The sequence below is a fragment of the Streptomyces tirandamycinicus genome, assembly GCF_003097515.1.
In the GTDB taxonomy this organism is placed as follows: Bacteria; Actinomycetota; Actinomycetes; order Streptomycetales; family Streptomycetaceae; genus Streptomyces; species Streptomyces tirandamycinicus.
In genome coordinates this window covers 4620123-4644271 of sequence record NZ_CP029188.1, presented here as the reverse complement: position 1 = coordinate 4644271, position 24149 = coordinate 4620123, and the positions used below count along the sequence as shown (strand labels likewise).

The window sequence follows — 24149 nt, the reverse complement described above, 5'->3', positions numbered from 1 at the left end:
CTCAGCGGTACCGTTGCCGCAGCGTCAGGATTTGAAAGCCTTGAAAGTTCGCAAGAGCAGGGGGAGTTGAGGGCATGGCCAAGCGCGAACCGAACGTGGCGCTCGGGCGCCTGCTCACCGAGAGCCGTTGGACTCACCGCCAGTTCGCGCGGGCCGTCAACCGCATCGGCACCGAGACCGGAATCCCTCTGCGCTACGACGAGTCGGCGGTGAGCCACTGGCTCGGCGGCACCATCCCCCGCGGTGCGGTGCGCGGATGCATCCTCGAAGCTCTCTCCCGCCGCCTCGGCCGCCCAGTCACCCATGCCGAGGCCGGGCTGCCCGTTCCACGCGATCGCTCCTCCGACGGTGCGGATACCGTGGAAGGGGTGATCGACCTGGGGAGGCTGGATATGGACCCGTCCCGCCGCAGTGTCCTGGGTGCCGGCCTGTTCTCCGTGGCCGTCACCATTCCCGGCTGGCCTGATGTAGTCGGGCGTGCAGATGCCGTCCAGTCCGGCCGCACAGCACGCATCGGCATGAACGAAGTGGACATGGTCGTCGCCATGACCGAGCGTGTCTCGGAGCTGGACGACGAGTTCGGCGGCCGTCACGCACGTCCTATGGCGGCCTCGTTCATGGTCAACACCGTGGCCTCCTACCTGCGCGCCGACGCACCCGAGGACGTACGCAAGGCGATGCTGTCCGCCGCCTCGGACCTGCTCTACCTGACCGGCTACATGGCCGTGGACGAAGGGCTGCACGGTCTCGCGCAGCGCTACTACGTCAAGGCCCTGGAGCTGGCGGGCGCGGCCGAGAACCACCTGACGTACTGCACCACCCTGCGGGGCATGAGTGTCCAGGCAGTTGACCTCCGCCACGGGGCGAAGGCCATGGAGCTGGCCGACGCCGCTGCCGCCGCCTCCCCGAAAGCCGGCCCCCGGATGCTGGCCTTCCTCGTCGGCCAGCAGGCGCACGCCGCCGCGCAGACCGGCGACCGTACGGGCGCGCTGCGCTACATCCGGGACGCCGAGGCGGCCATGGACCGCGCCGAGTCACGCGGAAAGGCGTTCGGCTCGTACAACTCCTCCTCACTCAACTACCACGTCAGCCAGGTACGTTACGAGCTCGGTGACAAGGCCGGAGCCGTCGAGGCCATGCAGCAAGCGGACCGGCTTCGCCCCAGCGTGTACCAGCGCACACGAGTACACCGTCGTGGCCTGCTGGCAGAGCGGCAGTTGGAACTCGGCCACCTGGAAGCGGCCTGCGCCACCTGGCACCAGGCCCTCGACGACTACCCCAAGGTGCAGTCCGGCCGCGCCGACGAGCGCGTGAAGACGATGTTCGGTCTCTTGCGTCCTCACCTGAAGAACGCGGCGGTCCGCGACCTGTACGACCGGGCACGGACCTTCGCACCACCGTCGCAGGTCACCTGAATCCCCTCGCACCCTCAACCTCAGCCGCAGGCATCCAGCCACGACGGCGCAGGGGCGCCGAGAGATCAGGCGCCACCTGGGTCGAGATCCCGGTGCGGCGGCCGGTTCCGTGGACCGGCGGACACCGTGGGGACGTGCCGGGCTCGAAGCGCCGCCGCGAGGTCGCGGGGGACCTCGGCGTCCCACCTCGCGCATCAGATGCTCCCGTGCCGCCCGCCGGCCATGACCGGCCGCCGCCGGTCGGCACGGCCCGCCCGGATACGCCGGTCCGTCCGGGTGCACCGATCCTTCCGGACACGCCGATCCCTCCGGATGCCCCGCTCCGCGCCCGGCGCCCGCCGGAGACGTTCATGGAGACGCCCACACGGACGCCGGACGCACCACCGCCGGACCACCGCCGGGGCCGCATTAGGCTGGTGGCCATGTACTTCACCGACCGTGGCATCGAGGAGCTGGAGAAGCGGCGCGGCGAGGAGGAGATCACCTTCGAGTGGCTCGCCGAGCAGCTGCGTACGTTCGTCGATCTCAACCCGGACTTCGAGGTGCCGGTCGAGCGGCTGGCCACCTGGCTGGCGCGGCTCGACGACGAGGACGACGAGGAGTAGCGGGGGCGGTTCCGGCCGTCGGCCGTGCCGTCACCGCGCCGGTGCCCGGTCGCGGGCCAGCGCCAGCAGGCCGTGGGCGAGCAGTACGGCACCGGCGGCCGTCCACCCCGCGCTGCGGCGGGCGAGGCCCCAGATCGTCAGGGGGAAGCCCGCGGCGATCTGCACGAGGGCGGGCACGCCGGACCGCGGTGGGCGGTGGCCGACGGCGTGCGCGGTGTGCCCGTGCCCCTGCCGCGCCGCGGCCCCTTGCCGTACGGCGGCGGTGCGGGCCGCGGCGCGGAGGCCGTCCGGTTCCGCGCCCGGTGCGACGCCCTCGGGCAGGGCGAGACCGGTCCGGGTCAGGACGGCGACCAGTCCGACCAGCCGCGTGCGGGCGCCGGTGTCCGGCTCGGGGCGGATGAGCGTCTCCAGGGCCTGCAGATCCAGGACGGGGTCGAGTGCCAGCCTGGCCGCGAAGGTGTGCATCGCCTCGTCCTCCCCCGCCGGTGTGCCGTCCGCGAGCCAGACGTAGCCGACCGGGCGGCGGAACCCCGTGGCGAGTGTGAAGCCCGCGCGGTCCGCGTCCCACCAGAGGGCGAGCACGGGGTGGTTCGTGGCGACGGCGAGGGCCGCGGCCCAGCCGGAGAGCACCCGGTCGACGGGTTCCGCGTCACTCAGCCACGGTTCCCCCTCCGGCACGAGCACGCTCCAGCCCCGGCCCGCCGGGGCGAGGAGGAACGGCTCACGCAGCAGGGGGATCGAGGGCCGGACGATGCCGTACTCGGCCCGGCAGAGCAGCAGCGCTCCTGGGGAGGTCGCGTTCATGCGCCTCACGCTAGGGCACTTTGACCGCATTTGCCGCCACCCTTCGCGGACACCCCTTGACTTCCCGTGTCCGCGATATATCGTGTTAGCGACAAGACGCGATATGTTGCGTCCCAGGCAGGCCCCGGGAGGTCAGCACCATGCCCGACTCCACATGGGAAGTCGCCGAGCCGACGAAGCTCTCCTTCGACGAGCCGGTGACGTCCCTCAGCGTGCGCATCGTCAACGGGACGGTGAACGTCGTCGGCACCGACGAGGGTTCCGCCCGGCTGGAGGTCTCCGAGATCGAGGGCCCGCCGCTGGTCGTGACCAGGACCGGCGCCACGGTCTGCGTCGCCTACCAGGACCTCCCCTGGAAGGGCTTCCTCAAGCTGCTCGACCGCAGGGAACGGCAGCGGCACGCGGTGGTGTCGCTCGCGGTGCCCGCCGACGCGTCCGTCGAGGTCGGTGTCGTCGGCGCGGGTGCGGTCGTCTCCGGCATCCGCGGCCGCACGGACGTACGCGGCGTCACCGGCGACACCACGCTGGTGGGACTCTCCGGCACCGTCCGGGCCGAGACCGTCTCCGGCAGCCTGGAGGCCCAGTCCGTCACCGGCGACCTGCGCTTCCACTCCGTCTCCGGCGACCTGACGGTGATCGAGGGCGCCGGTTCGTCCGTACAGGCCGACTCCGTGAGCGGCGACATGGCGATCGACCTCGACGGAACGCCGACCGACATGCGCCTCACCAGCGTCTCCGGCGAGGTCGCCATCCGGCTGCCGCACCCCGCGGACGCACGCGTCGAGGCCAACACCGCGAGCGGCGCGGTCTCGAACGCCTTCGAGGACCTCCGCGTCAGCGGGCAGTGGGGCGCCAAGAAGATCACCGGCACGCTCGGCGCGGGCAGCGGTTCCCTGCGCGCCACCACCGTGTCCGGGTCGATCGCCCTCCTGCGCCGCCCGCCCCGCGCGGACGAACCGCACGAGGACGAGACAGGAAAGGCCCTCTGACATGCCCCCCGTATTCGCCCACGGCCGGCTCCGGCTGTATCTGCTGAAGCTCCTCGACGAGGCCCCGCGCCACGGGTACGAGGTCATCCGCCTGCTGGAGGAACGCTTCCAGGGGCTCTACGCACCGTCCGCCGGCACCGTCTACCCGCGCCTGGCCAAGCTGGAGGCCGAGGGGCTGGTCACCCACGCCACCGAGGGCGGCCGCAAGGTGTACTCGATCACCGACGCCGGGCGCGAGGAACTCGCGGGCCGCAGCGGCGAACTGGCCGACCTCGAACTCGAGATCCGCGAGTCCGTCTCCGAACTGGCCGCGGAGATCCGCGACGACGTGCGCGGCGCCGCCGGCAAGCTGCGCAGCGAGATGCGCGCCGCGGCGACCGAGAACCGAAGTGCCACCGGCCCGGGCGCCGCCGACGACGCCTGGCGGGCGACGAAGGAGGAGATGCGCCGCGCGAAGCAGGAGTGGAAGGAGCAGGCGCGCCGGGCCAAGGACGAGTCCCGCCGGGCCCGTGAGGAGGCGCAGACCGCGCGCCGCCAGGCCAGGGAGGCGCAGGACCGGGCGCGGGACGAGGTCCAGCGGATCGCCCGCCAGGTCCAGGACCAGGTCCAGGGGCACTTCGCCCGCGGCGACTGGCCGACGGGCGTACGGGAAGGGCTCTCCGAACTCACCGCGCAACTGGGGGGACTGGCCGCGTGGGGCACGGCGGGCCAGCCGCACACCAAGCCCGGCCCGGCCGGTGAGGCGCCCCGGTGGGCGAAGGACACGGCGGAGTCCGGCGACCCGGCGCGCGACCTCGAACGCCTCCTGGACCACTTCCGCGACGACGTCCGCGACGCGGCCCGCGACCACGGTGTGACGGCGGCCCAACTCGCCGAGGCGCGCCGCCACCTGTCGACGGCGGCGGCGCACATCTCGGCGCTGCTGCGCGGAGGCGGCTGAGCGGCCCGCCGCGTTCCCGCGGTGCAGCCGCTTCCGCGGTCCACCCGTTGCCGCGGTCCAGCCGTTCCCGCGGTCCAGCCGCCTCAGCGTTCGCCTGTTCCCGGGCTCCCGCGGGCGGAAGCCGACACGGCACTCCGCCGACGGGAACGGGCGGACGCGGGGCGCCGCAGCGTGCCAGGCCGGGCGTCGCGGTCCCGTGCGGGGCGCCGCCGTGAGCCGTCCGTCCGGCGCGGCCCGGCGGGTGCTCCCGGCCGGAGGGTGGCGCGGGTGGACGAGTACGGCGGTCGGGTGGCCCGTACGGGACCTCCGGCACGGCGCGAAAGGGCCGTGCCGGAAGCCGCGTCAACGGAACTGACGGATGGTCAGGAACCGGTCAGCACGATCTTGCCGAAGAGCTCGCCGGAGGCCATCTTCTCGAAGCCCTCACGCGCCCGGTCCAGCGGCAGCACCTCGTCGATCACCGGCCGCACGCCCGTCGCGGCGCAGAAGGAGAGCAGGTCCTCCAGTTCGTCCTTGGTGCCCATGGTGGAGCCGACGACCTTGAGCTCCAGGAAGAAGATCCTGGTCAGTTCGGCGTGCGAGGGCCGGTCGCCGCTGGTCGCACCGGAGATGACCACGGTGCCCCCGGGGCGGAGCGACTTGACCGAGTGCGACCAGGTGGCGGCGCCGACCGTCTCGATGACCGCGTCGACACGCTGCGGCAGCCGGGCACCCGGCTCGAACGCGTCGACCGCGCCCAGGTCCACGGCCCGCTTGCGCTTCGCCTCGTCGCGGCTGGTGGCGAAGACGCGCAGCCCGGCCGCCTTGCCGAGCACGATCGCGGCGGTGGCGACTCCGCCGCCGGCACCCTGGACGAGCAGCGAGTCCCCCGGTCGCACCCCGGCGTTGGTGAAGATCATGCGGTAGGCGGTGAGCCAGGCGGTCGGCAGGCAGGCGGCCTCCTCGAAGGAGAGCTCCTTCGGCTTGCGCAGGACGTTCCAGGTCGGGACGGCGACCTGCTCGGCGAAGGTGCCCTGGTACTTCTCGGTGAGGATGGAGCGCGGCTCGTCCGGGCCGACCCCGTGGCCGCTCTGGCCGATGACCGAGTGGAGCACCACCTCGTTCCCGTCCGCGTCGACGCCGGCGGCGTCGCAGCCGAGGATCATCGGCAGCCTGTCCTCGGAGAGCCCGACTCCCCTCAGGGACCACAGGTCGTGGTGGTTGAGGGAGGCGGCCTTGACGTTGATGGTGGTCCAGCCGGGACGGTCCCCGGGGGCCGGGCGGTCACCCAGCTCCAGTCCGTTGAGCGGCTGGTCGCGGTCGATGCGGGCGGCGTATGCGGCGAACATGACCGTGAGCGTAGGGCGGGCCGGTGCGCGGGCGGAACCGCGCACCGGTGTGACACGCGTCCCTGGGCCGCCGCCCGGTCCGGGGAAGGCCTCCTGGTCCGGCCGGTCACGGTCGTCGGCCCCCGGTCCGGCCGGTCCCGGTCGTCGGCTCGCGGTCCGGCCGGTCCCGGGGACGGCCGCCGGTCCGGCCTACCGGTCCCCGCGCCACTGGGCGGGCGAGTCCTTCGGTCGGTACGGGCGTCGTGCGGTACGGCAGCCGACGCGGTGCGCTCCAGCAGTGCGTTGCGGGACCCCTGCGCGAGCGCACCGCTCCCGCGCGGGCATGCCGCGGCCCCGGACGCGTCGAGCGCGTCCGGGGCCGCGAGGAGGGATCCTCCGGGGGCTTCGCCCCCAGGGCGAGGGGCGTCAGCGCCGGGCGACGCCCTCGGCCCGTGCCGCCGCCGCCACGGCCGCGGTGACCGCCGGGGCGACCCGCTCGTCGAACGGCGACGGGATGACGCAGTCGGGGGCGAGCGCGTCACCGACGACGTCGGCCAGCGCGTTCGCCGCGGCGATCTTCATGCCCTCGGTGATCCGGGAGGCCCGCACCTGCAGCGCGCCCGCGAAGATCCCCGGGAAGGCGAGGACGTTGTTGATCTGGTTCGGGTAGTCGCTGCGGCCGGTGGCCACGACCGCGGCGTACTTGTGCGCCACGTCCGGGTGGACCTCGGGGTTCGGGTTGGCCATCGCGAAGACGAAGGCGCCCGGCGCCATCGAGGCGACCGCGGTCTCGGAGACCGTACCGCCGGAGACGCCGATGAAGACGTCCGCACCGGCCAGGGCCGTCTCGAGCGAACCGCTGAGGCCGGCCCGGTTGGTGATCTCGGCGAGTTCCCGCTTGACCGGGTTCAGGTCGTCGCGGTCACGGCTGACGATGCCCTTGCGGTCCGCCACCGCCACGTCGCCGAGCCCCGCCGCGAGGAGGAACTTGGCGATGGCCACGCCGGCCGCACCCGCGCCCGAGATCACCGCGCGCAGGTCGCCCAGGGCGCGGCCGGTCAGCTTGGCCGCGTTGCGCAGGGCCGCGAGGGTGACCACGGCGGTGCCGTGCTGGTCGTCGTGGAAGACCGGGATGTCCAGCCGCTCCTGGAGCTTGCGCTCGATCTCGAAGCACCGCGGTGCCGAGATGTCCTCCAGGTTGACTCCGCCGAAGGAGGGCGCGAGCCGGACGACCGTGTCCACGATCTCGTCGGTGTCCGTGGTCGCGAGGGCGATCGGGACGGCGTCGACACCGCCGAACTGCTTGAAAAGGATCGCCTTGCCCTCCATCACGGGGAGCGAGGCCTCCGGTCCGATGTCACCGAGCCCGAGGACCGCCGTGCCGTCGGTCACGACCGCGACCACCTGCGATTTCCAGGTGTAGTCGTGGACGAGTTCCGGCTGCTCGGCGATGGCGGTGCACACCTTGGCGACACCGGGTGTGTACGCGAGGGACAGGTCGTCCTTGTTCCGGACCGGCACGGTGGCCTGCACGGCCATCTTGCCGCCGCGGTGCAGCGCGAAGGCCGGATCGAAGGGTTCCCCGGATTCCCCGGGTGAGCTCTCCGTCCCGCCTGCGCTGCCGGGATTGACGATCTCCGCTGCCATGTTCGTTTGACCCCTTAAGTCTTCATCAGTTGAGGGTGGCCACTCCTGGTTGAGGAGGGGTGGGCGGGCACCGCGTTCGCTCCCTGTCCCGGGCGGTTGGCCCGCCGTGGCAGGGGGAGGTACGTACGCGCGGGCGCGCCGCACAACGCGCCCTGAGCCCCGGATGAGGGGTGTAAGGATCCTTCTTACCGGACGGACCGCACCGGAGACGAGTCCATCGGGCCGCCCGCGGCCGCCCGGTGACCTGATTCATGGCGACACACGGCGACATACGCTGACAAGACGGCAACACTTGGAGGAAACCACCATGAATGCCGTCCTCGCCGCGAGGCGATCAAGAGATCTTCCGGTCGGAAGAAGGAAAAACCGCAGATGATGCGGCGGGTCCGGTCCGGATGTACCGGCCTGTGGCGCTTCGGGGGGTCACCCGTTATCCGATTTTGACATGCGTAGCCCACTGAATGGGCTAGTCCGAATGGCAAGATGCCGGAAACACACAAGGTCGACACTCGAAGACGAGTGCGCGACGCCTGGCAATCCCACACCTGCCGGAGGACCACGATCATGACCGCAAGCACCACCCGCCGCTCGACCGCCGCCAGGTCCCGGATCGCCGCGGTCAGCGCGATCGCGGTCGCCGGCGCCCTGCTGCTCACCGCCTGCGGTGACCAGACGACTTCCGGATCGGGCACCAAGGAGAAGGACTCCGCGGCCACCTCCGCCGCCCCGCTGGCGGACAAGCTGCCGCAGTCGATCCGCGACAAGGGCGTCATCAAGGTCGGCTCCGACATCGCCTACCCGCCGGTCGAGTTCAAGGACGCCTCGGGCAAGGTCGTCGGCATCGACCCCGACATCGCGGACGCCCTGGGCAAGCAGCTCGGCGTGAAGTTCGAGTTCGAGAACGGCACCTTCGACACCCTGATCACCGGTCTGCGCTCCAAGCGGTACGACGTCGCCATGTCGGCCATGACCGACACCAAGGCCCGCCAGGACGGCGTGGACTCCGAGACCGGCAAGAAGGTCGGCGAGGGCGTCGACTTCGTCGACTACTTCACCGCCGGTGTCTCGATCTACACCAAGAAGGGCGACGACCAGGGCATCAAGACCTGGTCGGACCTGTGCGGCAAGAAGATCGTCGTGCAGCGCGGCACGGTCTCCGAGGACCTCGCCAAGGCCGAGAACGCCAAGTGCCTGAAGGCCAAGAAGGGCAAGATCACGATCGAGCCCTTCGACAACGACCAGCAGGCCCAGACACGTCTGCGGGCCGGCGGCGCGGACGCCGGTTCCTCCGACTTCCCGGTCGCCGCCTACGCCGTGAAGACCTCCGGCGGCGGCAACGACTTCCAGCTCGTGGGCGAGCAGGTCGAGGCGGCCCCGTACGGCATCGCGGTGGCCAAGAACAACACCGAGCTGCGTGACGCGCTCCAGGCCGCGCTGGACGCCATCATCAAGAACGGCGAGTACGAGAAGATCATCGCCAAGTGGGGCGTCCAGGCCGGCGCGGTGACCGAGGCAAAGATCAACGGCGGTTCCTGACCCGGATCGGGACCCAACCTCGGCACTGAAGCACGGAAAGGCTCCACGTGACTGTCGACATCGACAAGACGGGTCCGGAGGACACCCCTCCGACGCCGAAGGCCGGACCGGAGGCCATCAAGGCCATCCCGGTGCGGCACTACGGCCGGTACGTCGCCGCCGTCGTGGCGATCGCGCTGCTCGGGGCGATCGTCGTCGCCTTCTCCCAGGGCAAGATCAACTGGGGGGCGATCCCGCAGAACTTCTTCGACCCGCGCATCCTGGAAGGCGTCGGGAACACCCTGCTGCTGACCGCCCTGTCGATGGCCATCGGCATCGTCGGCGGCATCCTGCTGGCGGTGATGCGCCTGTCGAAGAACCCGGTGACCTCGTCGATCGCCTGGTTCTACATCTGGTTCTTCCGCGGCACCCCGGTCCTGGTCCAGCTCATCGTCTGGTTCAACCTGGGCCTGGTCTTCGAGTTCATCAACCTCGGACCGTTCTACAAGGACGAGTGGTCCGACTTCATGACCCCGTTCCTGACCGCGCTGCTCGGCCTGGGGCTGAACGAGGCCGCCTACATGGCCGAGATCTGCCGCGCCGGCCTGCTCGCGGTCGACGAAGGGCAGACCGAGGCCTCGCACGCGCTGGGCATGAGCCACACCAAGACCCTGCGGCGCGTGGTGATCCCCCAGGCCATGCGCGTCATCGTGCCCCCGACGGGCAACGAGGTCATCAACATGCTGAAGACCACCTCGCTGGTGTCGGTGGTCCAGTACTCCGAGTTGCTCCGCCAGGCCCAGGACATCGGCCAGACCTCCGGCGCCCCGGTGGAGATGCTCTTCCTCGCGGCCGCCTGGTACCTGATCATGACCTCGGTGCTCAGCGTCGGCCAGTACTACCTCGAGCGCTACTACGCCCGCGGCTCCAGCCGCAGCCTGCCGCCAACCCCCCTGCAGAAGATCAAGGCCACCGTCTTCTCGGTGCGCCGCCCGAAGGGAGCTGCGGCATGACGGCCATGGTCAAGGCCGAAGGCGTCCACAAGTCGTTCGGCCACATCGAAGTCCTCAAGGGCATCGACCTCGAAGTCGCCCCCCGTGAGGTGTTCTGCCTGATCGGGCCCTCGGGCTCGGGCAAGTCCACCTTCCTGCGCTGCATCAACCACCTGGAGAAGATCAACGCGGGCCGGCTCTGGGTGGACGGCGAACTCGTCGGCTACCGCCAGAAGGGCGACAAGCTCTACGAGCTCAAGGACAGCGAGGTCGCGCTCAAGCGCCGCGACATCGGCATGGTGTTCCAGCGGTTCAACCTCTTCCCCCACATGACCGCCGTCGAGAACGTCATGGAAGCACCCGTGCAGGTGAAGGGCGAGACCAAGGCCGTCGCACGCGAGCGGGCCCTCAAGCTGCTGGACCGCGTCGGGCTGTCCGACCGGGCGGGGAACTACCCCTCCCAGCTCTCCGGCGGCCAGCAGCAGCGCGTCGCCATCGCCCGCGCCCTGGCGATGGAGCCCAAGCTGATGCTCTTCGACGAGCCCACCAGCGCCCTCGACCCCGAGCTCGTCGGCGACGTCCTCGACGTCATGCGCGGCCTCGCCGAGGACGGCATGACCATGGTGGTCGTCACCCACGAGATGGGCTTCGCCCGCGAGGTCGGCGACAGCCTGGTGTTCATGGACGGCGGCGTCGTCGTCGAGTCCGGCAACCCCCGTGACGTGCTGACCAACCCCCAGCACGACCGCACCAAGGCCTTCCTCTCCAAGGTGCTGTAGCACTCGGTGGAAGGCCGTACCGAACGCCGGAGGCGGCAGGGCATGCCCTGCCGCCTCCGGCGTTCGCCCGTCCGGGCCGGGTCACTTCAGCGCGAGCACCAGCGCGTCGGAGGGGGACGCCCACACCGGCCGGACCTCGGCGAAGCCCGCGTCGCGCAGGGCGTCGGCGTGCCACCGGACGGACGGGGTGTCGCCCTCCGCGTGCTCGCCGTAGATCTCGAAGCGGCGGGCGGTGGGGGCGGCCAGTACGGGGTCCTCGGCCGCCAGGGCCCACCAGTCGCTCCAGTCGAGCGCCCCGGCGGCCTTGGCCCGGTCCCTGGCGGCCTGGCGGTGGGCGCGCTCCGCGGCGTTGATCCGCGGGGTGGTGTCGTCCCTCATGTGGTCGGCGTTCATGAACACACCGCCGTCCGCGACCAGGTCGGCGAGCTGCCCGTAGAGGGCGGCGAGGGGTTCGGCGCGCAGCCAGTGCAGCGCGGTGGCGGTCAGCACCGCGTCGTACGAGGTGTGCGGGAGCGCCGCGGTCCAGTCCGGGTCCGTGAGGTCGGCGGTGACCAGGGTGACCCGCCGGTCGCCGGCGAAGTACCCCTCGGCGATGGCCAGCAGGGCGGGATCGAGGTCCACGCCGACACTCTCCGCTTCCGGGCACCGCTTGAGCAGTCTGTCCGTGATACTTCCGGTACCGCAGGCGAGGTCCAGGACCCTCGGCGCGGGGCCCGCGAAGGCCTCGACCATGTCCAGCATCACCCGGAACCGCTCCTCACGGTCGGGCATGTACCACTCCTGCTGGCGGTCCCAGCTCTCCTGCCAGGCACGCCAGTCGGTACCGGTCGCGGCCGTGCTCTCGGTCATCCGCACTCCTCCGATCCGTAATACCCTCGAACTGAGAGCATCACTTACCTCGTCCCTCGCCGACACTAGACCTCATCCGTAAGGACTACAAGTGGAACTGGCCTCTTACTCGGACTACGCCGTGCGTCTGGTCAACACCGAGGAACCGGCCCGCAGCAAGGACACGCTCACCTCGGTGGAGGCCGTCCGAGAGCTCTTCGGCGCGTCCTCCCAGATGGCGCGCCGGGCCACCGACGCGGACGTCACCCGGTTCCGGTCGGTACGGGCCAGGCTCCGCGCGGTCTTCACCGCCGCGGACTCGGGCGACCAGACACAGGCCGTCGACCTGCTCAACTCGCTGCTCCTGGACTTCCCGGTGAGCCCGCAGATCTCCGGCCACGACTTCCTCGACGAGGAGGGCCGGCCGCGCTGGCACATGCACCTCGCCGACCATCCGTCCAACGCGACCTCCGGCTACGCCGCGATCGCCGCGATGGGGCTCGCCTTCCACCTCACCGAGTACGGCGTCGACCGGCTCGGCCTCTGCCAGGCCGCGCCCTGCCGCAACGCCTACCTGGACACGTCCACCAACCGCTCGCGCCGCTACTGCTCCGACCGCTGCGCCACCCGCGCCAACGTCGCCGCCTACCGGGCCCGCAAGCGCCAGGAGACCGAGCGGTCGGAGAGCACGGGCCGCACGGCGGAGAACGCCCAGGCCAGCAGACCCGGCACCGACCGCTGACCCTGCGGGCGCGGACGGTAGCGCGCCCGTACCCGGCCCAGCAGCAGGTCCTCGGGCACCGCGCCGAACACCCGGCTGTCCCCCTCCGCGTACGGGTTGTCGCCCAGCACCCACCAGCCGTCCTCGCGCCGCTCGGCCACCCGCTTCACGATCAGCAGGTCCTGCTGCAGCGGATGCCTCAGCACGGCCACGTCGCCGGTCCGCACGGCGGCGCCGTAGTGCACGAGCAGCCGGTCCCCGTGCGCCAGCGTGGGGTGCATGGAGGGCCCAGTCACCTCCGCGACGCCGAAGGGCGCACCCGGCTCCCGCCCTTGCCCCGTCATGAGCCACCTCCGGTCCCTCGGTATGTTCCGCCGCACGTCCCACGATCACCCTGGACTTTTGACCTAAGCCCCAGGGGGCACCCGCGAAAACGCGCCCCTCACGGAGTAATGTCCCACCTGAGAAGACGATCACGAGGAAGGACAGCTCAATGCTCTCCCGCCTGTTTGCCCCCAAGGTGAAGGTCAGCGCACACTGCGACCTGCCCTGCGGCGTCTACGACCCGGCCCAGGCCCGTATCGAGGCCGAGTCGGTCAAGGCCGTGCAGGAGAAGATGGCCGCCAACGACGACCCGCACTACCAGGCCCGTGCCACGGTGATCAAGGAGCAGCGCGCGGAGCTCGCCAAGCACCACGTGTCGGTGCTCTGGAGCGACTACTTCAAGCCCCCGCACTTCGAGAAGTACCCGGAGCTGCACCAGCTGGTCAACGAGACCCTGAAGGCGCTCTCCGCGGCCAAGGCCTCGACCGACCCGAAGACGGGCGAGAAGGCCCTGGAGCTCATCGCCGAGATCGACCGGATCTTCTGGGAGACCAAGAAGGCCTGATCTCCACCCGGGCTGCCCGATCCGCATGCTCGCGATCGGCGCCGCCCGGCTGTCCGCACCCGGCCCGCAGGCCGCCGAGCACGGCGTCCACGGCGGACCGGGTGCGGTCGTCTCCGCCCGGCCACGGGGGCGCGGAGATCCGCAACGGGATGACGGCGGGCGCGGGCGCTTCGAGCAGGAAGTTCGAGCGGCCCTCCCCGAACCGACCGTCGTGCCACACGGACCGGCTCACATGGATCACGGCCTCACTCGCCCTGCCCGCTGGACGGCGTGAACTCGTGCGGGCTCAGTGCCCGCTGCCGAGGGCCTGCTTGGCGGCCTGGAGGCAGGCGGCGATGGCCGGGTCCTCCCGGGTGGTGGTCCGGGTGAGCGCCAGGATGGTGCGCTGCATGCGGGGAACGGGGCGCAGTCCGGTGACGCCCGCTTGCTCCCGGGCGATGCCGGCGGGCAGGAAGGCGACCCCGGCACCGGCGGCGACGAGTGCGGCCAGGACGTGCAGCCCCTCGAACTCCCAGCGCCGCGGGGGTACGGCGCCGACGGAGGTCAGGCGCTGGTCCCCGGCGGCCCGGGAGAGCTGCCCGGCAGGGGCGCACAGCCATGTCCGGTCCCCGACGATCTGCCGTAGTCGAGCGGCGTTGGCCGGGCCGGGCTGCTCGGCGAGCGGATGTCCGGAGGGGAGCGCCAGGACGATGTCCTCACGGCGCAGCCGGTGGACGGACAGACCGGTGCCCTCGGCGGGTGGATGCGCGGACCAGTCGTCGATGACGGCCAGGTCGTAGCGGCGGTCCAGGACGGCTGCGGCGGCGGTGGTCGAACCGGTCTCGTGCGCGACGACGGTCAGTTCGGGGTGGCCGCGTTGCAGCTCGGCCAGATGGGGAGCGAGAGCGGGGGCCAGCGCGGGGATGCAGCTGACGGTCACCCGGCCGCCGATGGCGCCCACCCGGGCGCGCATACGGCTCTCGGCGGATTCCACGGCATCGAGGATGCGCGCGGCGTGCTCGGCCAGTTCGCGTCCCGCGTCGGTCAGACTGGCCCGCCGGGCGGTGCGTTCGATCAGCGCGATGCCGGCCTCCCGTTCCAGAGCGGCCAGTTGCTGGGAGACCGCCGACGGCGAGTACCCCAGGTCGGCGGCCGTGGCGGTGATGGTGCCCCGGGCGGAGAAGCGGTGCAGGATCTCCAGCCGCCGCAGATCCAGCATCAGATCTCCTTAACCAGTCCACCGCCTTTTCGCGCTGTTGCCGATGCTACGCCTCGGGCACGCTGGATGGGCCCGGCAGAGCGCCGCGGCTCCACGGCACCGCAGTTCAGTACCCGCACAGGACGGTTCTCCATGACGACCCATTCCGCCACGCTCGCCGTCGACGAGGCCGTCCAGGCCCGCCGAGCTGCCGGGCACGATGTGCTGCATCTGGGATTCGGGGAGGCCGGGGTACCGGTCGCTCCGGGCCTGGCCGAGGTGCTCACCGACGCCCACCTGCGCAACGGTTACGGCCCGGTCGCCGGCTCACCACAGGTCCGGGCCGCCGCGGCGGGCTGGTTCACCAGGCGCGGCCTGTCCACCGAACCGGGCCAGATCCTCTTCGCTCCCGGCAGCAAGCCTCTGCTGTTCGCCCTGCTGGCCGCAATCGGCGGTGACGTGGTGCTGCCCTGCCCGTCATGGGTCTCCTACGCGGCGCAGGCCGCCCTGCTCGGCCGCCGCGTCGTCTCCGTGCCCGTCCCCGCCGAGGCCGGCGGCATTCCCGACCCCGAGTTGCTGGAACGGGCCCTGCGGCAAGCCCACGCGGACGGGGCCCGGCCGGGTGCGCTGGTCCTCACCGTTCCGGACAACCCGACCGGGACCGTCGCCCCCGCCGAACAGGTCGAGGCGGTCTGCGCGGTCGCCGGGCGCCACGGCCTCGCGGTCATCAGCGACGAGATCTACGCCGAGCTGAGCCATCACGGTACGGCCCCCAGCCCGGTGCGGTACCTGGCCGAACGCACCGTCGTCACCACCGGGCTGAGCAAGTCCCTGGCCCTGGGCGGTTGGCGGATCGGCTTCGCCCGCACCCCGGCGGGCAGCTGGGGGCGGCGCCTGCAGCGGGAGCTGACCGGGGTCGCCAGCGAGATCTGGTCCAGCCTGGCCGCACCCATGCAGGCCGTGGCCGCCCACGCCCTGGACGACCCACCGGAGGTCACCGCACACATCGCCGCGGCCCGCCGGCTGCACGCCCGCATCGCCGCCGAGGTGCACACCCGGCTTCGCGCAGCCGGAGCGCTCTGCCGCCCGCCGCAGGCCGGCTTCTACCTCTACCCCGACTTCGGCCCCGCCCGTGAGGCGCTGCGCGCCCAGGGGATCACCACCGGCACCGATCTGGCCACCGCTCTCCTCGACCGGCACGGCATCGCCACCCTGCCCGGCAGCGCGTTCGGCGAACCCGGCACCGCCCTGACTCTCAGGCTCGCCACCAGCCTCCTGTACGGCACCACCCCGCAGCAACGCCACACGGCGCTGAGCGCGCGAGAACCGGAGACCCTGCCCTGGATCTCGCCCGCCCTCACACGCCTCAGCGCCGCACTGACCGAACTCACCGCCGGCCGGCACCGCCGCCCCCGGAGCTGATCGCTATCGGTGGCCCCGCCGCACAGCCTCGCCCATCGACGGCCGCCTCCGGCGCACACGTCCCCCGGCCGCGCGACCCCGTTGGAGGAGTGGCCGCAGCGAACGGGTGTGATGAGGACGAGAGCGGGCGGCGCCTTCCGACTTCTCGCGCGGGCCGAGGGGAGGTAGTCGTCGGACGGGGCCGCGCGGCGGCGTCAGCACCCCCGTAGGGTGGTCCGATGTTCGATCGCTTGGAGATCAGGGTGCTGCCGCCGGGCTCCCGGTTCGCTGCCCAGGTGCGGTTCTGGGTGAACGACGAGGACCTTGTGGAAGAGGCGGTCGACGAGGGCGGCCGCGGACCGTACGCCGCGGATGTGCTGCCGGCGGGGCGGCCCAGCCCTCTTCGGGCGACCGAAGCGGCCCGCCGCTTGGAGCTGGGGGAACCTGAGTGCACCGGTGGCTGCTGCGGCTCTCTGACCGTGGTCGTGCAACGGTTCGGGCAGATCGTGCAGTGGTCGGACTGGGAAGTTCCGTGGGGGGCGGGGACCACCATGCCGTACCCCCCACCGGAGCTCCACTTTGATGCGGGTCAGTACGACGCCGAAGTGGCCCGCGCTGAAGCAGACCCCTGGTGGCTGCTGCACCCGTAGGCCCGGCGGGGCTGAACCCCGCCCGGCTGCGCAGGCAAACCGGCCCCCGAGGGAGGGCGTTCCGGGTCGACAGGACCCACTGCGGCTGCTCTCCACCCACCGCTCACCCGCCCGCCCCGTCCGCTCCGGTTGCCTCGCTCAGCAGCGCGGCGAGACGGACGGCGGTCTTCTCTCCGGCTCGCTGCCTGATCAGGCCCTCTTTGGCAGCTGCACGAAGCAGGATCTGCGAGTTGTCCTCATCGGCCTTCAGCACGCGCGCGGTCACCACTACGGGATTCAGACCGGCGGCGCCGCCGCCGGCGACGACCCGGATCGTCACGTCCTCGGCAGAGCCGACCGGCGCGGTCCCGACTGCGCGGCCCGCCCTCCCGAGCACGCCGGAGACGCGCTGCACCGCATCGTCGAACGGCAAGGGAACGCGCAGACCGATCTCATGGACGTCTTTCCTCATCAGCTTGGCCACCATCCGGACCAGGCGACCGCTTCCCCCGCCCACCGCGCCGAGAGCAGCCAGCTCATCGGCCAGGATCCGGTCCTCGCTCTGATCCACGGAACCCGCCCTCATCGATCGATCGCCCCCACCAGGGCGCCGCATTTCCCGCCCGGCAGACCATGTCGACGTACGCCGACCGATGAGGCGTGCCCCCGCTCCCCTCCCCCGGATCAGGCGGACGACGTGACGTGTCGATCCCCTGAGATGTCCCACGAGGCGGTGAGGGAAGCGTGGGCCGCCCGAGTCCGGAGCCGGCGGGCCGCTCAGGCGCTTTCCAGCAGCCTGCCGCCCAGTTCGGCGCCCTCCGGCAACTGCCGCCGGATCCGCCCGAGTGCCTCGTCGAAGTCGCCGTCGGCCACCCCGGACTCGTACGCCGTCCCGCCGAAGAGCAGGGTGAGGTTCAGATCCACCCGGCCGGGCGTGCCGTCCGGCCCGGGTTCGCCCAGGGTCAGCAGACAGCCGAGCGTGGCCTGTTCCGGCGCTCCGTCGAGCGTGACGGGCAGCGGCATGTCCCACTCCAGTACGCAACCGGAGAGGCGTTCGCCCGACTCCACCGCGGCCAGGGTGGCGAAACCCGGCCCTGCGTACTCGACTCCCCTGATGCGGGTGCTCACGCTGTGCCCGCCCGAGGCGGTCGCCAGGGCGATCGCCTCCGCTCCACGGCGGTCCCGGTACCAGCCGGTCCACACGTCCGTCGACTCCGATGACATGGCGCGGACTGTAGCGGTACGAGGGGTCGCGTTGCACAGCCGGTCGGCTCTCGAACGGTTCTCCGCCGCTCCGTTCAGGCAAACGGGCCCCGTTCGGCTCCTCGTTCGGCCCTTCGTCGGGGCTTGTCGTTCGGCCCTTCGCCCGGCTCCTCGCCGGGCTCCGGGTGCGCCCGCTGCGCGCCGTGTCCGCCCCGCCGTCGCCCCACCGGCGCGGCTACCGCTTCCTGCTGTACCTCCGTACGAGTACGCCGTTGCCGAAGGTACGCACCCCGTCCAGTGTGAAGTCGGTGACGGCGAAACCGGATCCGAACATCGGCATACCGCTGCCGTAGACCTGCGGATAGGTCTTGATCACCAGTTCGTCGATCTCGTCGAGGAGTTCGCCGGCGATCCGTGAGCCGCCGCAGAGGTAGATGCCGAGTCCGTGCTCCTCGGCCTTGAGCGCGCGCACCCTGCCGACCAGGTCGTCGGCGATGATCTCCACGCCGGTGCCGGGGGCTTGCTCCAGGGTGCGTGAGGCGACGTGCTCCCGCAGGTGTGCGTAGGGGCTGGTGATGCCGGCGTCCAGCGCCAGTTGGTAGCTGGCCCGGCCCTGGACCACGGTGTCGAAGTGCTCGTTGGGCGCGTTCTGGATGCCCAGTGCCTCGCGCCCCTGGACCGGGATGGTCTCGGGGTACTCGGACTTCAGGAACTCCAGATAGTCGTCCGCCACGAAGCCGAACATGGACGAGGCGTCTCCGTCCGGGTCTCCGATGAAGCCGTCGATGGAGCAGGCGATGAAGTAGGTGAGCTTGCGCAAACCGGTCCTCTCGTTCCGTCGGTGAGGCGGCCCGGCCCGTACTCCACCGAACCACTGCGGCTATAGTGCTCCGGGTGTAGTGGTTGCGCAAGCGCCTTTTGCGGAGGGCGCGTCGGCAAAGCAGTCGGCAAGACAGCGGAAGGCGACGGAGGGCAGGAGACGGCATGGCCAGGAACCCGGAGCGCAGGACCGCGCTGGTGGACGCCGCCATCGAGGTGCTCGCCCGAGAAGGGGCCAGGGGCCTCACCTTCCGCGCGGTCGACAACGAGGCCGGGGTGCCGCCCGGAACGGCCTCCAACTACTTCACCGGCCGCGACGACCTGTTCACCCAGGCCGGAGCCCGGATCCAGGTACGGATGACCCCGGGGCAGGCCGACGTCGACGAGGCGCTGCGGCCCGCGCCGACGCGTGAGCTGTATGTGCGGCTGATGCAGTGGCTGGTGCGGCGCATGGCCGAGGAACGGACGGGCTACCTCGCGATGCTGGAGCTGCGGCTGGAGTCGACCCGCCGCCCCGCGCTCCGGGCGGAGCTGAACCGGGCGGTCGGCGCCGAACTGGAGGCCAATCTGCGCCACCACCTCGACGCCGGACTGCCGGGCGACGCCGACACCTTCCTCACTCTCTACCTGGCCATGACCGGGCTGCTGCTGGAGCACTTCACGCTGCCCGACGTGCTCTCCGGCCGGGAGGTGGACGAACTGGTGGAGACCGTGGTCAACCGGATCGTCCCCGCGGGTTGACCGACCCGGGCCCGAGCGGAACAGGTCCGGCGCGAACCGGCCCTCCTCGGGGTTCGGCGCGAACCGGTGCCTCGCGGGGTTCGAGACGACCCGGTACCTCGCGGAGTTCGGCGTACGGACCCGGATCCGCCCTATGGACCGTGTTCGGCGTACGGACCGGGGTCCGCGCTACGGAGCGGGGGTCCGCCCCGCGTCCTGCCCCACGCCCTCGTTCCCCCGCGCGCCGGGCTCCCGCCACATGGGCCACATCTGCGGGCCGTCGGGGAGCCGGATGGTGCGGTCCGTGAACGCGAAGCCCATCCGCTGGTAGAGGTGGCAGCTGCGGGCGCTGCTCGCCTCCAGGTACGCGGGCAGCCCCTCCCGGTCGCACCGCTCCAGGGCGGGCGCGAGCAGGGCCGTGCCGAGCCCCTCGCCCTGGCGATCCGGGGAGACGCCGATCAGCAGCAGGTACTCGTGCGCCCTGCCCTGCGGATGGACCGCTCCGGTCAGCCGGCCGATGAGTTCGGCCCGTTCGTTGTCCGGGTCGGCGATCTCCCGCATCCGGGCGGGGATGTCGTCCTCCTCCTCGGGCGCCTCCGCGGGCACCGGGAGCCAGAGTGCCGCCGCCGTCCCGTCCTCGATCAGGTCGACCCGCCCCTCGGCGAGCACGATGTCGAGGAAGACCCCGAGGAAGACTCCGTGCACCCGGCGGCGGTGGGCCTCGTCGGGGAAGACCCAGCTGCTGACCGGGTCGTGCATGAACGCCTCGTCGAGCAGCCGCACCACCGCCTCTCGGTCCCGCTCTCCCGCCTGCCGAATCCGTACGCCCATGTCCGGGCCGCCTCTCCGAGATCGTCAACTGGCCGCTGCGATCCTAGGTTTGCGGCCCGGACGGCGCACGCACCGGCCCGCCCCGGCTCAGCGGCTGCGGCGCGTGACGAACTCCGCCAGCGACAGCAGGTCCCCCGCCGCGTCGAGGTCCGGCACGGCACGGGAGAGCTGCTGCACGGCCCGGCCCATCCGGTCCGCCGCCTGCAGCTGGGCCCAGTCCCGGCCCCCGGCCCGCTCCACCGCGTCCGCGGCCCGGGCGACCTCCCCCGCGCCCATCGGCCCGGTGTACAGCTCGGCGAGCTCCGCCCCCGCCTCGGTGCCCGAGCTCAGGGCCGCCACCACCGGCAGCGACTTCTTGTGCGCGGCCAGATCGGCGCCCGCCGGCTTGCCCGTGCGGTCCGGGTCGCCCCAGATGCCGATGAGGTCGTCGATCAGCTGGAAGGCCAGTCCCGCCTCCCGTCCGAACGCGTCCATCGCGGCGGTCTCCTCCTCGCCCGCCCCCGCGTACAGCGCACCGAGGGCGCAGGCACAGCCCAGCAGCGCCCCGGTCTTGGCCGTGGCCATGGCGATGCACTCGTCCAGCGAGACCTCCCCCGGACCGCGCTGCTCGAAGGCGCAGTCCGCCTGCTGGCCGGCGCAGAGCTCGATCACGCAGGCCGCGAGCCGCGCGGCGGCCGCCGAGGCGGCCGGATGCCGGTCCTCGGCCAGCAGCCGCAGCGCCAGGGCCAGCATGGCGTCACCCGCGACGATGGCGTCCGGGGTGCCGAACACCGTCCAGGCGGTGGGCCGGTGACGGCGGGTGGCGTCCTCGTCGATGACGTCGTCGTGGAGCAGGGTGAAGTTGTGCGCGAGTTCCACGGCCGCGGCCGCGCGCAGCGCCTGCTGCGGGTCCCCGCCGAGCGCCCGGGCCGCGGCGAGCACCAGGGCCGGCCTGATCGCCTTGCCCGCCGGTCCGGCGGCGGGTGTGCCGTCGGCCTGCTCCCAGCCGAAGTGGTACATCGCGACACGGCGTATGGGGATGGGAAGGGACTCGACGGTGTCCCGCAGCCGCGGGTCGACGGCGCTGCGGGTGCGTTCCAGGAGCCGCGCCGCCTCGTGTGCGTCGGTGGCCGCGGTGTCCGCACTGGTCAAGGTCACGGTCTCGTCCTCTGCTGACGGGGGGTGCTGACAAAGGGTGCTGACGGGGGTGCTCATGGGGTGCTGACGGGGTGGGGCGGGAGCGGCGGCGGGCCGCCCCCGCCGGTGCCGGCGCCGGGTGTCAGCGCCAGCGGCTCACCTCGACGTTCTCCAGCACGCCCAGGGCGTCGGGCACCAGGACCGCCGCCGAGTAGTAGGCCGTGACCAGGTAGGAGATGATGGCCTGCTCGTCGATGCCCATGAAGCGGACGGACAGGCTGGGCTCGATCTCGTCGGGGAGGCCGGTCTGGTGCAGACCGATCACGCCCTGGTCGTCCTCGCCCGTACGCATGCAGATGATCGAGGTGGTCCGGGCCTTCGAGATCGGGATCTTGTTGCACGGGAAGATCGGCACGCCGCGCCAGGAGGGGATGCGGCTGCCCCCGATGTCCACGGTGTCCGGGTAGACGCCGCGCCTGCTGCACTCCCTGCCGAAGGCCGCGATGGCCCGCGGATGGGCCAGGAACAGCCTGGAGCCACGCCGCCGGGACAACAGCTCGTCCATGTCGTCCGGGCCGGGCACGCCGTCGTGCGGCTGCAGCCGCTGGCCGTAGTCGCAGTTGGCCAGGAGGCCGAAGTCCTTGTTGTTGACGAGTTCGTCCTCCTGGCGCTCGCGCAGCGCCTCGACCGTCAGCCGCAACTGCTGCTCGGTCTGGTTCATCGGCTGGTTGTAGAGGTCCGCGACCCGGCTGTGCACCTTCAGCACGGTCTGCGCGACGCTCAGTTCGTACTCGCGCGGTGCGGCCTCGTAGTCGACGAACGTGTGCGGGACGACCGCCTCTCCGACGTGGCCGGCCGAGAGGTCGATGGCGGCCTCGCCGTACTTGTTGGTCCGCTGCCGGGGGACCGACGCCACGGTCCGGAGCTGGCCGGCGAGGGACTCGGCGCGGTCCGCGAGGGTCAGCACGTCCTGCCGGGTGAGCTCCAGCGCGATGCACGCGGTGTCGGCCCGGACCGTGAACTCCCATACGGCGTCGCCGTCGACCAGCGACCTCTCGCCGAAGTAGGAGCCGTCGGCGAGGACGCCGAGCACGGCCTCGTCGCCGTAGGGGCCGGTGCCGATCTGCTCCACCCGGCCGTGCGCGAGGAGGAACACCCGGTCCGTCGCCTCGCCCTTCGCCGCCAGCACGTCACCCGGCGCGAACCGCACCTGGCGGCAGCGCTGGGCCAGTTCGCGCAGCACGGCCTCGTCGTCGTACCCGCGCAGGGCCGGCAGTTCGCCGAGCTCGCCCGGGATGACCTCGACCTGGCTGCCCGTCTGGACGAAAGTGACCCGCCCGTCGCCGACCGCGTAGCTGAGCCGCCGGTTCAACCGGTACGTACCGCCCTGCACCTGGACCCAGGGCAGCATCCGCAGCAGCCACCGGGAGGTGATCTCCTGCATCTGGGGGGCCGACTTGGTGGTGGTCGCCAGGTTCCGCGCCGCGGCCGTACCCAGACTCTGCTGCGGCGGTGCCGCGCCCTGGCCGCCCTCGCGCACCTCGTCACCAACCGGACCAACCGAACCAACCGACATGGGGCTCCTTCGCAATCATGGGTTGACCTGCGACGAAGAGCCTTCCAGCGCGGTGCGTGCGCGCGCCATTACACAAATGAGTGGGACTAGACGGGGATGTGCGAGGCGTGAGGTGCGTGTTCCGCCCGATCGGCGCACTGGCCGGATCGGCTCGCACACCGTGCGAACGGACCGCCCGGTCAGGACGTATGGGTAGAAGTTCCGTACCCACACATCCAGCCGTGAAGGAGTCGGTCATGGCCCCACCCATGTCCGCTGACAGCTTCCTCGCCGCCCTGCTCGGCGAGGGACTGACGATCGTTCAGGTCGGCGCCTGGCGCACCCACAACCGCAACCACAAGGGCCCCTGGGGCCCCGTGCACGGGGTGATGATCCATCACACCGCCACCTCGGGCACCGCGGACACCGTACGCCTCTGCCGCGATGGCTACGAGGGCCTGCCCGGCCCGCTGTGCCACGGTGTCATCGCCAAGGACGGCAGGGTCCACCTCGTCGGGTACGGCAGGGCCAACCACGCCGGGCTCGGCGACGACGACGTCCTGCGCGCCGTCATCGCCGAGACGGCGCTGCCGCCCGACGACGAGGCGAACACGGACGGCAACCGGCACTTCTACGGCTTCGAGTGCGAGAACCTCGGCGACGGCAAGGACCCCTGGCCGGAGGTCCAGCTGGAGGCGATCGAGAGGGCGGCCGCCGCGGTCTGCCGGCGCCACGGGTGGAGCGCCCGGTCGGTCATCGGGCACCTGGAGTGGCAGCCGGGGAAGATCGACCCCCGGGGCTTCACCATGAACGCCATGCGTGCCCGGATCGCCGAACGGCTCGCCTGATTCGAAAATCCACCGTCCCGTGTCTGTACCTGCTGGTCAGGCAGCTCCTTCTGTTTGGAGGGTCACTTGGTAGCCGAGTTGGTTGAGCTGGCTCACCAGGCGCCGGGTCTGCCTGGCCCGGCCGGTGCGTTCGATGAAGTACTGGCCGCCGAGGTCGGCGTATTCGGCGTCGTGGGTGAACATGTGCCAGACGGCGGTCAGGATCGAGTGCTCCAGGGCGACCAGCGCGCGTTTCTTGCCGCGGCGGGCGACGATGCGCCGGTAGCGGGCGGCGAGGTAGGTGTCCTTGGTCCGCGATGCGGACGGGGTGCGGCCCCGGCCAGCCCGCGCGCCCGCCCTCGGCCCCGCTGCCCGGGCAGGATGACCGCGCGGCGGGGAGCCTCGGCCGGCGGCGGCACCCGGATAGGCCGGTCCCCGGC

The 24149-nt window shown here is 71.8% G+C and carries 25 protein-coding genes and 1 pseudogene; 13 read left to right on the top strand and 13 right to left on the bottom strand.

Annotated features, from left to right (window positions below; genetic code table 11):
- Positions 1-74: 74 nt before the first annotated feature.
- A complete protein-coding gene (locus DDW44_RS20665) occupies positions 75-1415 on the top strand; it encodes a tetratricopeptide repeat protein (protein ID WP_244224072.1) in 1341 nt (446 codons plus the stop codon).
- A gap of 422 nt (positions 1416-1837) precedes the next feature.
- On the top strand, positions 1838-2020 hold the full coding sequence (locus DDW44_RS20660) for a DUF6104 family protein (protein ID WP_018892073.1): 183 nt from the start codon (positions 1838-1840) through the stop codon (positions 2018-2020).
- A gap of 30 nt (positions 2021-2050) precedes the next feature.
- On the opposite strand, the gene DDW44_RS20655 is transcribed toward DDW44_RS20660, so the two are convergent.
- Positions 2051-2824 (bottom strand): hypothetical protein, encoded by a 774-nt coding sequence (locus DDW44_RS20655; protein ID WP_108907323.1) that lies wholly within the window; start codon positions 2822-2824, stop codon positions 2051-2053.
- 140 nt (positions 2825-2964) lie between these two features.
- Here DDW44_RS20655 and DDW44_RS20650 point away from each other — a divergent pair, with 140 nt between their 5' ends.
- Entirely contained in the window at positions 2965-3813 is an 849-nt protein-coding gene (locus DDW44_RS20650) for a DUF4097 family beta strand repeat-containing protein (RefSeq protein WP_017947073.1), read from the top strand.
- Position 3814: 1 nt separating this feature from the next.
- Positions 3815-4753: a PadR family transcriptional regulator gene (locus DDW44_RS20645; RefSeq protein ID WP_108907322.1), complete on the top strand. Its 939-nt coding sequence runs from the start codon at positions 3815-3817 to the stop codon at positions 4751-4753.
- A gap of 362 nt (positions 4754-5115) precedes the next feature.
- Here DDW44_RS20645 and DDW44_RS20640 read toward each other — a convergent pair whose 3' ends face one another.
- Positions 5116-6081 carry a zinc-binding dehydrogenase gene (locus tag DDW44_RS20640; protein WP_018892069.1) on the bottom strand — a complete coding sequence of 322 codons (966 nt, stop codon included), beginning with the start codon at positions 6079-6081 and terminating at the stop codon, positions 5116-5118.
- Between the two features lie 405 nt (positions 6082-6486).
- Positions 6487-7707, bottom strand: coding sequence for an NAD(P)-dependent malic enzyme (locus DDW44_RS20635; RefSeq protein ID WP_018892068.1), 1221 nt, complete (start codon positions 7705-7707; stop codon positions 6487-6489).
- Between the two features lie 564 nt (positions 7708-8271).
- Between DDW44_RS20635 and DDW44_RS20630 the strand changes: the two genes are divergently transcribed.
- The 3 genes from DDW44_RS20630 to DDW44_RS20620 are packed head-to-tail and all read left to right on the top strand — an operon-like array spanning position 8272 to position 10993.
- Complete coding sequence (locus tag DDW44_RS20630) at positions 8272-9243, top strand: ABC transporter substrate-binding protein (protein WP_108907321.1); 972 nt, start codon at positions 8272-8274, stop codon at positions 9241-9243.
- Positions 9244-9290: 47 nt separating this feature from the next.
- Entirely contained in the window at positions 9291-10235 is a 945-nt protein-coding gene (locus DDW44_RS20625) for an amino acid ABC transporter permease (protein WP_017947078.1), read from the top strand.
- On the top strand, positions 10232-10993 hold the full coding sequence (locus DDW44_RS20620; RefSeq protein ID WP_017947079.1) for an amino acid ABC transporter ATP-binding protein: 762 nt from the start codon (positions 10232-10234) through the stop codon (positions 10991-10993). Before DDW44_RS20625 ends, DDW44_RS20620 begins: the two co-directional genes overlap by 4 nt.
- Before the next feature lie 81 nt (positions 10994-11074).
- Here DDW44_RS20620 and DDW44_RS20615 read toward each other — a convergent pair whose 3' ends face one another.
- Entirely contained in the window at positions 11075-11842 is a 768-nt protein-coding gene (locus DDW44_RS20615; RefSeq protein ID WP_108907320.1) for a class I SAM-dependent methyltransferase, read from the bottom strand.
- Positions 11843-11933: 91 nt separating this feature from the next.
- Here DDW44_RS20615 and DDW44_RS20610 point away from each other — a divergent pair, with 91 nt between their 5' ends.
- The gene (locus tag DDW44_RS20610; RefSeq protein ID WP_017947081.1) at positions 11934-12563 is read left to right on the top strand and encodes a CGNR zinc finger domain-containing protein; all 630 of its coding nucleotides are present in this window, start codon (positions 11934-11936) and stop codon (positions 12561-12563) included.
- On the opposite strand, the gene sodX is transcribed toward DDW44_RS20610, so the two are convergent.
- Positions 12467-12886 carry a nickel-type superoxide dismutase maturation protease gene (gene sodX / locus DDW44_RS20605; RefSeq protein WP_018892065.1) on the bottom strand — a complete coding sequence of 140 codons (420 nt, stop codon included), beginning with the start codon at positions 12884-12886 and terminating at the stop codon, positions 12467-12469. The genes DDW44_RS20610 and sodX overlap by 97 nt on opposite strands.
- A gap of 149 nt (positions 12887-13035) precedes the next feature.
- Here sodX and sodN point away from each other — a divergent pair, with 149 nt between their 5' ends.
- On the top strand, positions 13036-13431 hold the full coding sequence (gene sodN, locus DDW44_RS20600) for a superoxide dismutase, Ni (RefSeq protein WP_017947082.1): 396 nt from the start codon (positions 13036-13038) through the stop codon (positions 13429-13431).
- 286 nt (positions 13432-13717) lie between these two features.
- Here the strand turns inward: sodN and DDW44_RS20590 are convergent, their stop codons facing one another.
- Positions 13718-14629 (bottom strand): LysR family transcriptional regulator, encoded by a 912-nt coding sequence (locus tag DDW44_RS20590; RefSeq protein ID WP_018892058.1) that lies wholly within the window; start codon positions 14627-14629, stop codon positions 13718-13720.
- A gap of 132 nt (positions 14630-14761) precedes the next feature.
- Between DDW44_RS20590 and DDW44_RS20585 the strand changes: the two genes are divergently transcribed.
- Positions 14762-16030 carry a pyridoxal phosphate-dependent aminotransferase gene (locus DDW44_RS20585; protein WP_108907318.1) on the top strand — a complete coding sequence of 423 codons (1269 nt, stop codon included), beginning with the start codon at positions 14762-14764 and terminating at the stop codon, positions 16028-16030.
- A gap of 218 nt (positions 16031-16248) precedes the next feature.
- The gene (locus DDW44_RS20580; protein ID WP_108907317.1) at positions 16249-16659 is read left to right on the top strand and encodes a hypothetical protein; all 411 of its coding nucleotides are present in this window, start codon (positions 16249-16251) and stop codon (positions 16657-16659) included.
- Positions 16660-16762: 103 nt separating this feature from the next.
- On the opposite strand, the gene DDW44_RS20575 is transcribed toward DDW44_RS20580, so the two are convergent.
- The 3 genes from DDW44_RS20575 to DDW44_RS20565 form a co-directional block, all read right to left on the bottom strand.
- Positions 16763-17209, bottom strand: a complete 447-nt coding sequence (locus DDW44_RS20575; protein WP_244224071.1) for a hypothetical protein — start codon at positions 17207-17209, stop codon at positions 16763-16765.
- 206 nt (positions 17210-17415) lie between these two features.
- A complete protein-coding gene (locus DDW44_RS20570; RefSeq protein WP_208647988.1) occupies positions 17416-17862 on the bottom strand; it encodes a DUF6304 family protein in 447 nt (148 codons plus the stop codon).
- Positions 17863-18076: 214 nt separating this feature from the next.
- Positions 18077-18661 (bottom strand): dihydrofolate reductase family protein, encoded by a 585-nt coding sequence (locus DDW44_RS20565; protein WP_108907314.1) that lies wholly within the window; start codon positions 18659-18661, stop codon positions 18077-18079.
- 164 nt (positions 18662-18825) lie between these two features.
- On the opposite strand from DDW44_RS20565, the gene DDW44_RS20560 reads away from it, so the two are divergent.
- The gene (locus tag DDW44_RS20560) at positions 18826-19401 is read left to right on the top strand and encodes a TetR/AcrR family transcriptional regulator (RefSeq protein WP_018892052.1); all 576 of its coding nucleotides are present in this window, start codon (positions 18826-18828) and stop codon (positions 19399-19401) included.
- A gap of 168 nt (positions 19402-19569) precedes the next feature.
- Here DDW44_RS20560 and DDW44_RS20555 read toward each other — a convergent pair whose 3' ends face one another.
- The 3 genes from DDW44_RS20555 to DDW44_RS20545 form a co-directional block, all read right to left on the bottom strand.
- A complete protein-coding gene (locus DDW44_RS20555; protein ID WP_166802770.1) occupies positions 19570-20211 on the bottom strand; it encodes a GNAT family N-acetyltransferase in 642 nt (213 codons plus the stop codon).
- Between the two features lie 87 nt (positions 20212-20298).
- Complete coding sequence (locus DDW44_RS20550) at positions 20299-21348, bottom strand: family 2 encapsulin nanocompartment cargo protein polyprenyl transferase (protein ID WP_108907312.1); 1050 nt, start codon at positions 21346-21348, stop codon at positions 20299-20301.
- A 121-nt stretch (positions 21349-21469) separates the two neighbouring features.
- Positions 21470-22903, bottom strand: a complete 1434-nt coding sequence (locus tag DDW44_RS20545) for a family 2B encapsulin nanocompartment shell protein (RefSeq protein ID WP_134407425.1) — start codon at positions 22901-22903, stop codon at positions 21470-21472.
- 236 nt (positions 22904-23139) lie between these two features.
- Here DDW44_RS20545 and DDW44_RS20540 point away from each other — a divergent pair, with 236 nt between their 5' ends.
- Entirely contained in the window at positions 23140-23730 is a 591-nt protein-coding gene (locus tag DDW44_RS20540) for an N-acetylmuramoyl-L-alanine amidase (RefSeq protein WP_170812724.1), read from the top strand.
- A gap of 36 nt (positions 23731-23766) precedes the next feature.
- Here the strand turns inward: DDW44_RS20540 and DDW44_RS20535 are convergent.
- Positions 23767-24033 (bottom strand): annotated as a pseudogene (locus DDW44_RS20535) (IS110 family transposase); the annotation flags it as partial.
- Between the last annotated feature and the right edge of the window lie 116 nt (positions 24034-24149).

Coding starts and splice junctions, on each gene's coding strand:
- DDW44_RS20630 (WP_108907321.1), top strand. CDS start 8,272: ATGACCGCAAGCACCACCCGCCGCTCGACCGCCGCCAGGTCCCGGATC.
- sodX (WP_018892065.1), bottom strand. CDS start 12,886: ATGACGGGGCAAGGGCGGGAGCCGGGTGCGCCCTTCGGCGTCGCGGAG.
- DDW44_RS20585 (WP_108907318.1), top strand. CDS start 14,762: ATGACGACCCATTCCGCCACGCTCGCCGTCGACGAGGCCGTCCAGGCC.
- DDW44_RS20545 (WP_134407425.1), bottom strand. CDS start 22,903: ATGTCGGTTGGTTCGGTTGGTCCGGTTGGTGACGAGGTGCGCGAGGGC.
- DDW44_RS20590 (WP_018892058.1), bottom strand. CDS start 14,629: ATGCTGGATCTGCGGCGGCTGGAGATCCTGCACCGCTTCTCCGCCCGG.
- DDW44_RS20645 (WP_108907322.1), top strand. CDS start 3,815: ATGCCCCCCGTATTCGCCCACGGCCGGCTCCGGCTGTATCTGCTGAAG.
- DDW44_RS20615 (WP_108907320.1), bottom strand. CDS start 11,842: ATGACCGAGAGCACGGCCGCGACCGGTACCGACTGGCGTGCCTGGCAG.
- DDW44_RS20555 (WP_166802770.1), bottom strand. CDS start 20,211: ATGGGCGTACGGATTCGGCAGGCGGGAGAGCGGGACCGAGAGGCGGTG.
- DDW44_RS20560 (WP_018892052.1), top strand. CDS start 18,826: ATGGCCAGGAACCCGGAGCGCAGGACCGCGCTGGTGGACGCCGCCATC.
- DDW44_RS20640 (WP_018892069.1), bottom strand. CDS start 6,081: ATGTTCGCCGCATACGCCGCCCGCATCGACCGCGACCAGCCGCTCAAC.
- DDW44_RS20665 (WP_244224072.1), top strand. CDS start 75: ATGGCCAAGCGCGAACCGAACGTGGCGCTCGGGCGCCTGCTCACCGAG.
- DDW44_RS20570 (WP_208647988.1), bottom strand. CDS start 17,862: ATGTCATCGGAGTCGACGGACGTGTGGACCGGCTGGTACCGGGACCGC.
- DDW44_RS20660 (WP_018892073.1), top strand. CDS start 1,838: ATGTACTTCACCGACCGTGGCATCGAGGAGCTGGAGAAGCGGCGCGGC.
- DDW44_RS20540 (WP_170812724.1), top strand. CDS start 23,140: ATGGCCCCACCCATGTCCGCTGACAGCTTCCTCGCCGCCCTGCTCGGC.
- sodN (WP_017947082.1), top strand. CDS start 13,036: ATGCTCTCCCGCCTGTTTGCCCCCAAGGTGAAGGTCAGCGCACACTGC.
- DDW44_RS20580 (WP_108907317.1), top strand. CDS start 16,249: ATGTTCGATCGCTTGGAGATCAGGGTGCTGCCGCCGGGCTCCCGGTTC.
- DDW44_RS20620 (WP_017947079.1), top strand. CDS start 10,232: ATGACGGCCATGGTCAAGGCCGAAGGCGTCCACAAGTCGTTCGGCCAC.
- DDW44_RS20650 (WP_017947073.1), top strand. CDS start 2,965: ATGCCCGACTCCACATGGGAAGTCGCCGAGCCGACGAAGCTCTCCTTC.
- DDW44_RS20655 (WP_108907323.1), bottom strand. CDS start 2,824: ATGAACGCGACCTCCCCAGGAGCGCTGCTGCTCTGCCGGGCCGAGTAC.
- DDW44_RS20635 (WP_018892068.1), bottom strand. CDS start 7,707: ATGGCAGCGGAGATCGTCAATCCCGGCAGCGCAGGCGGGACGGAGAGC.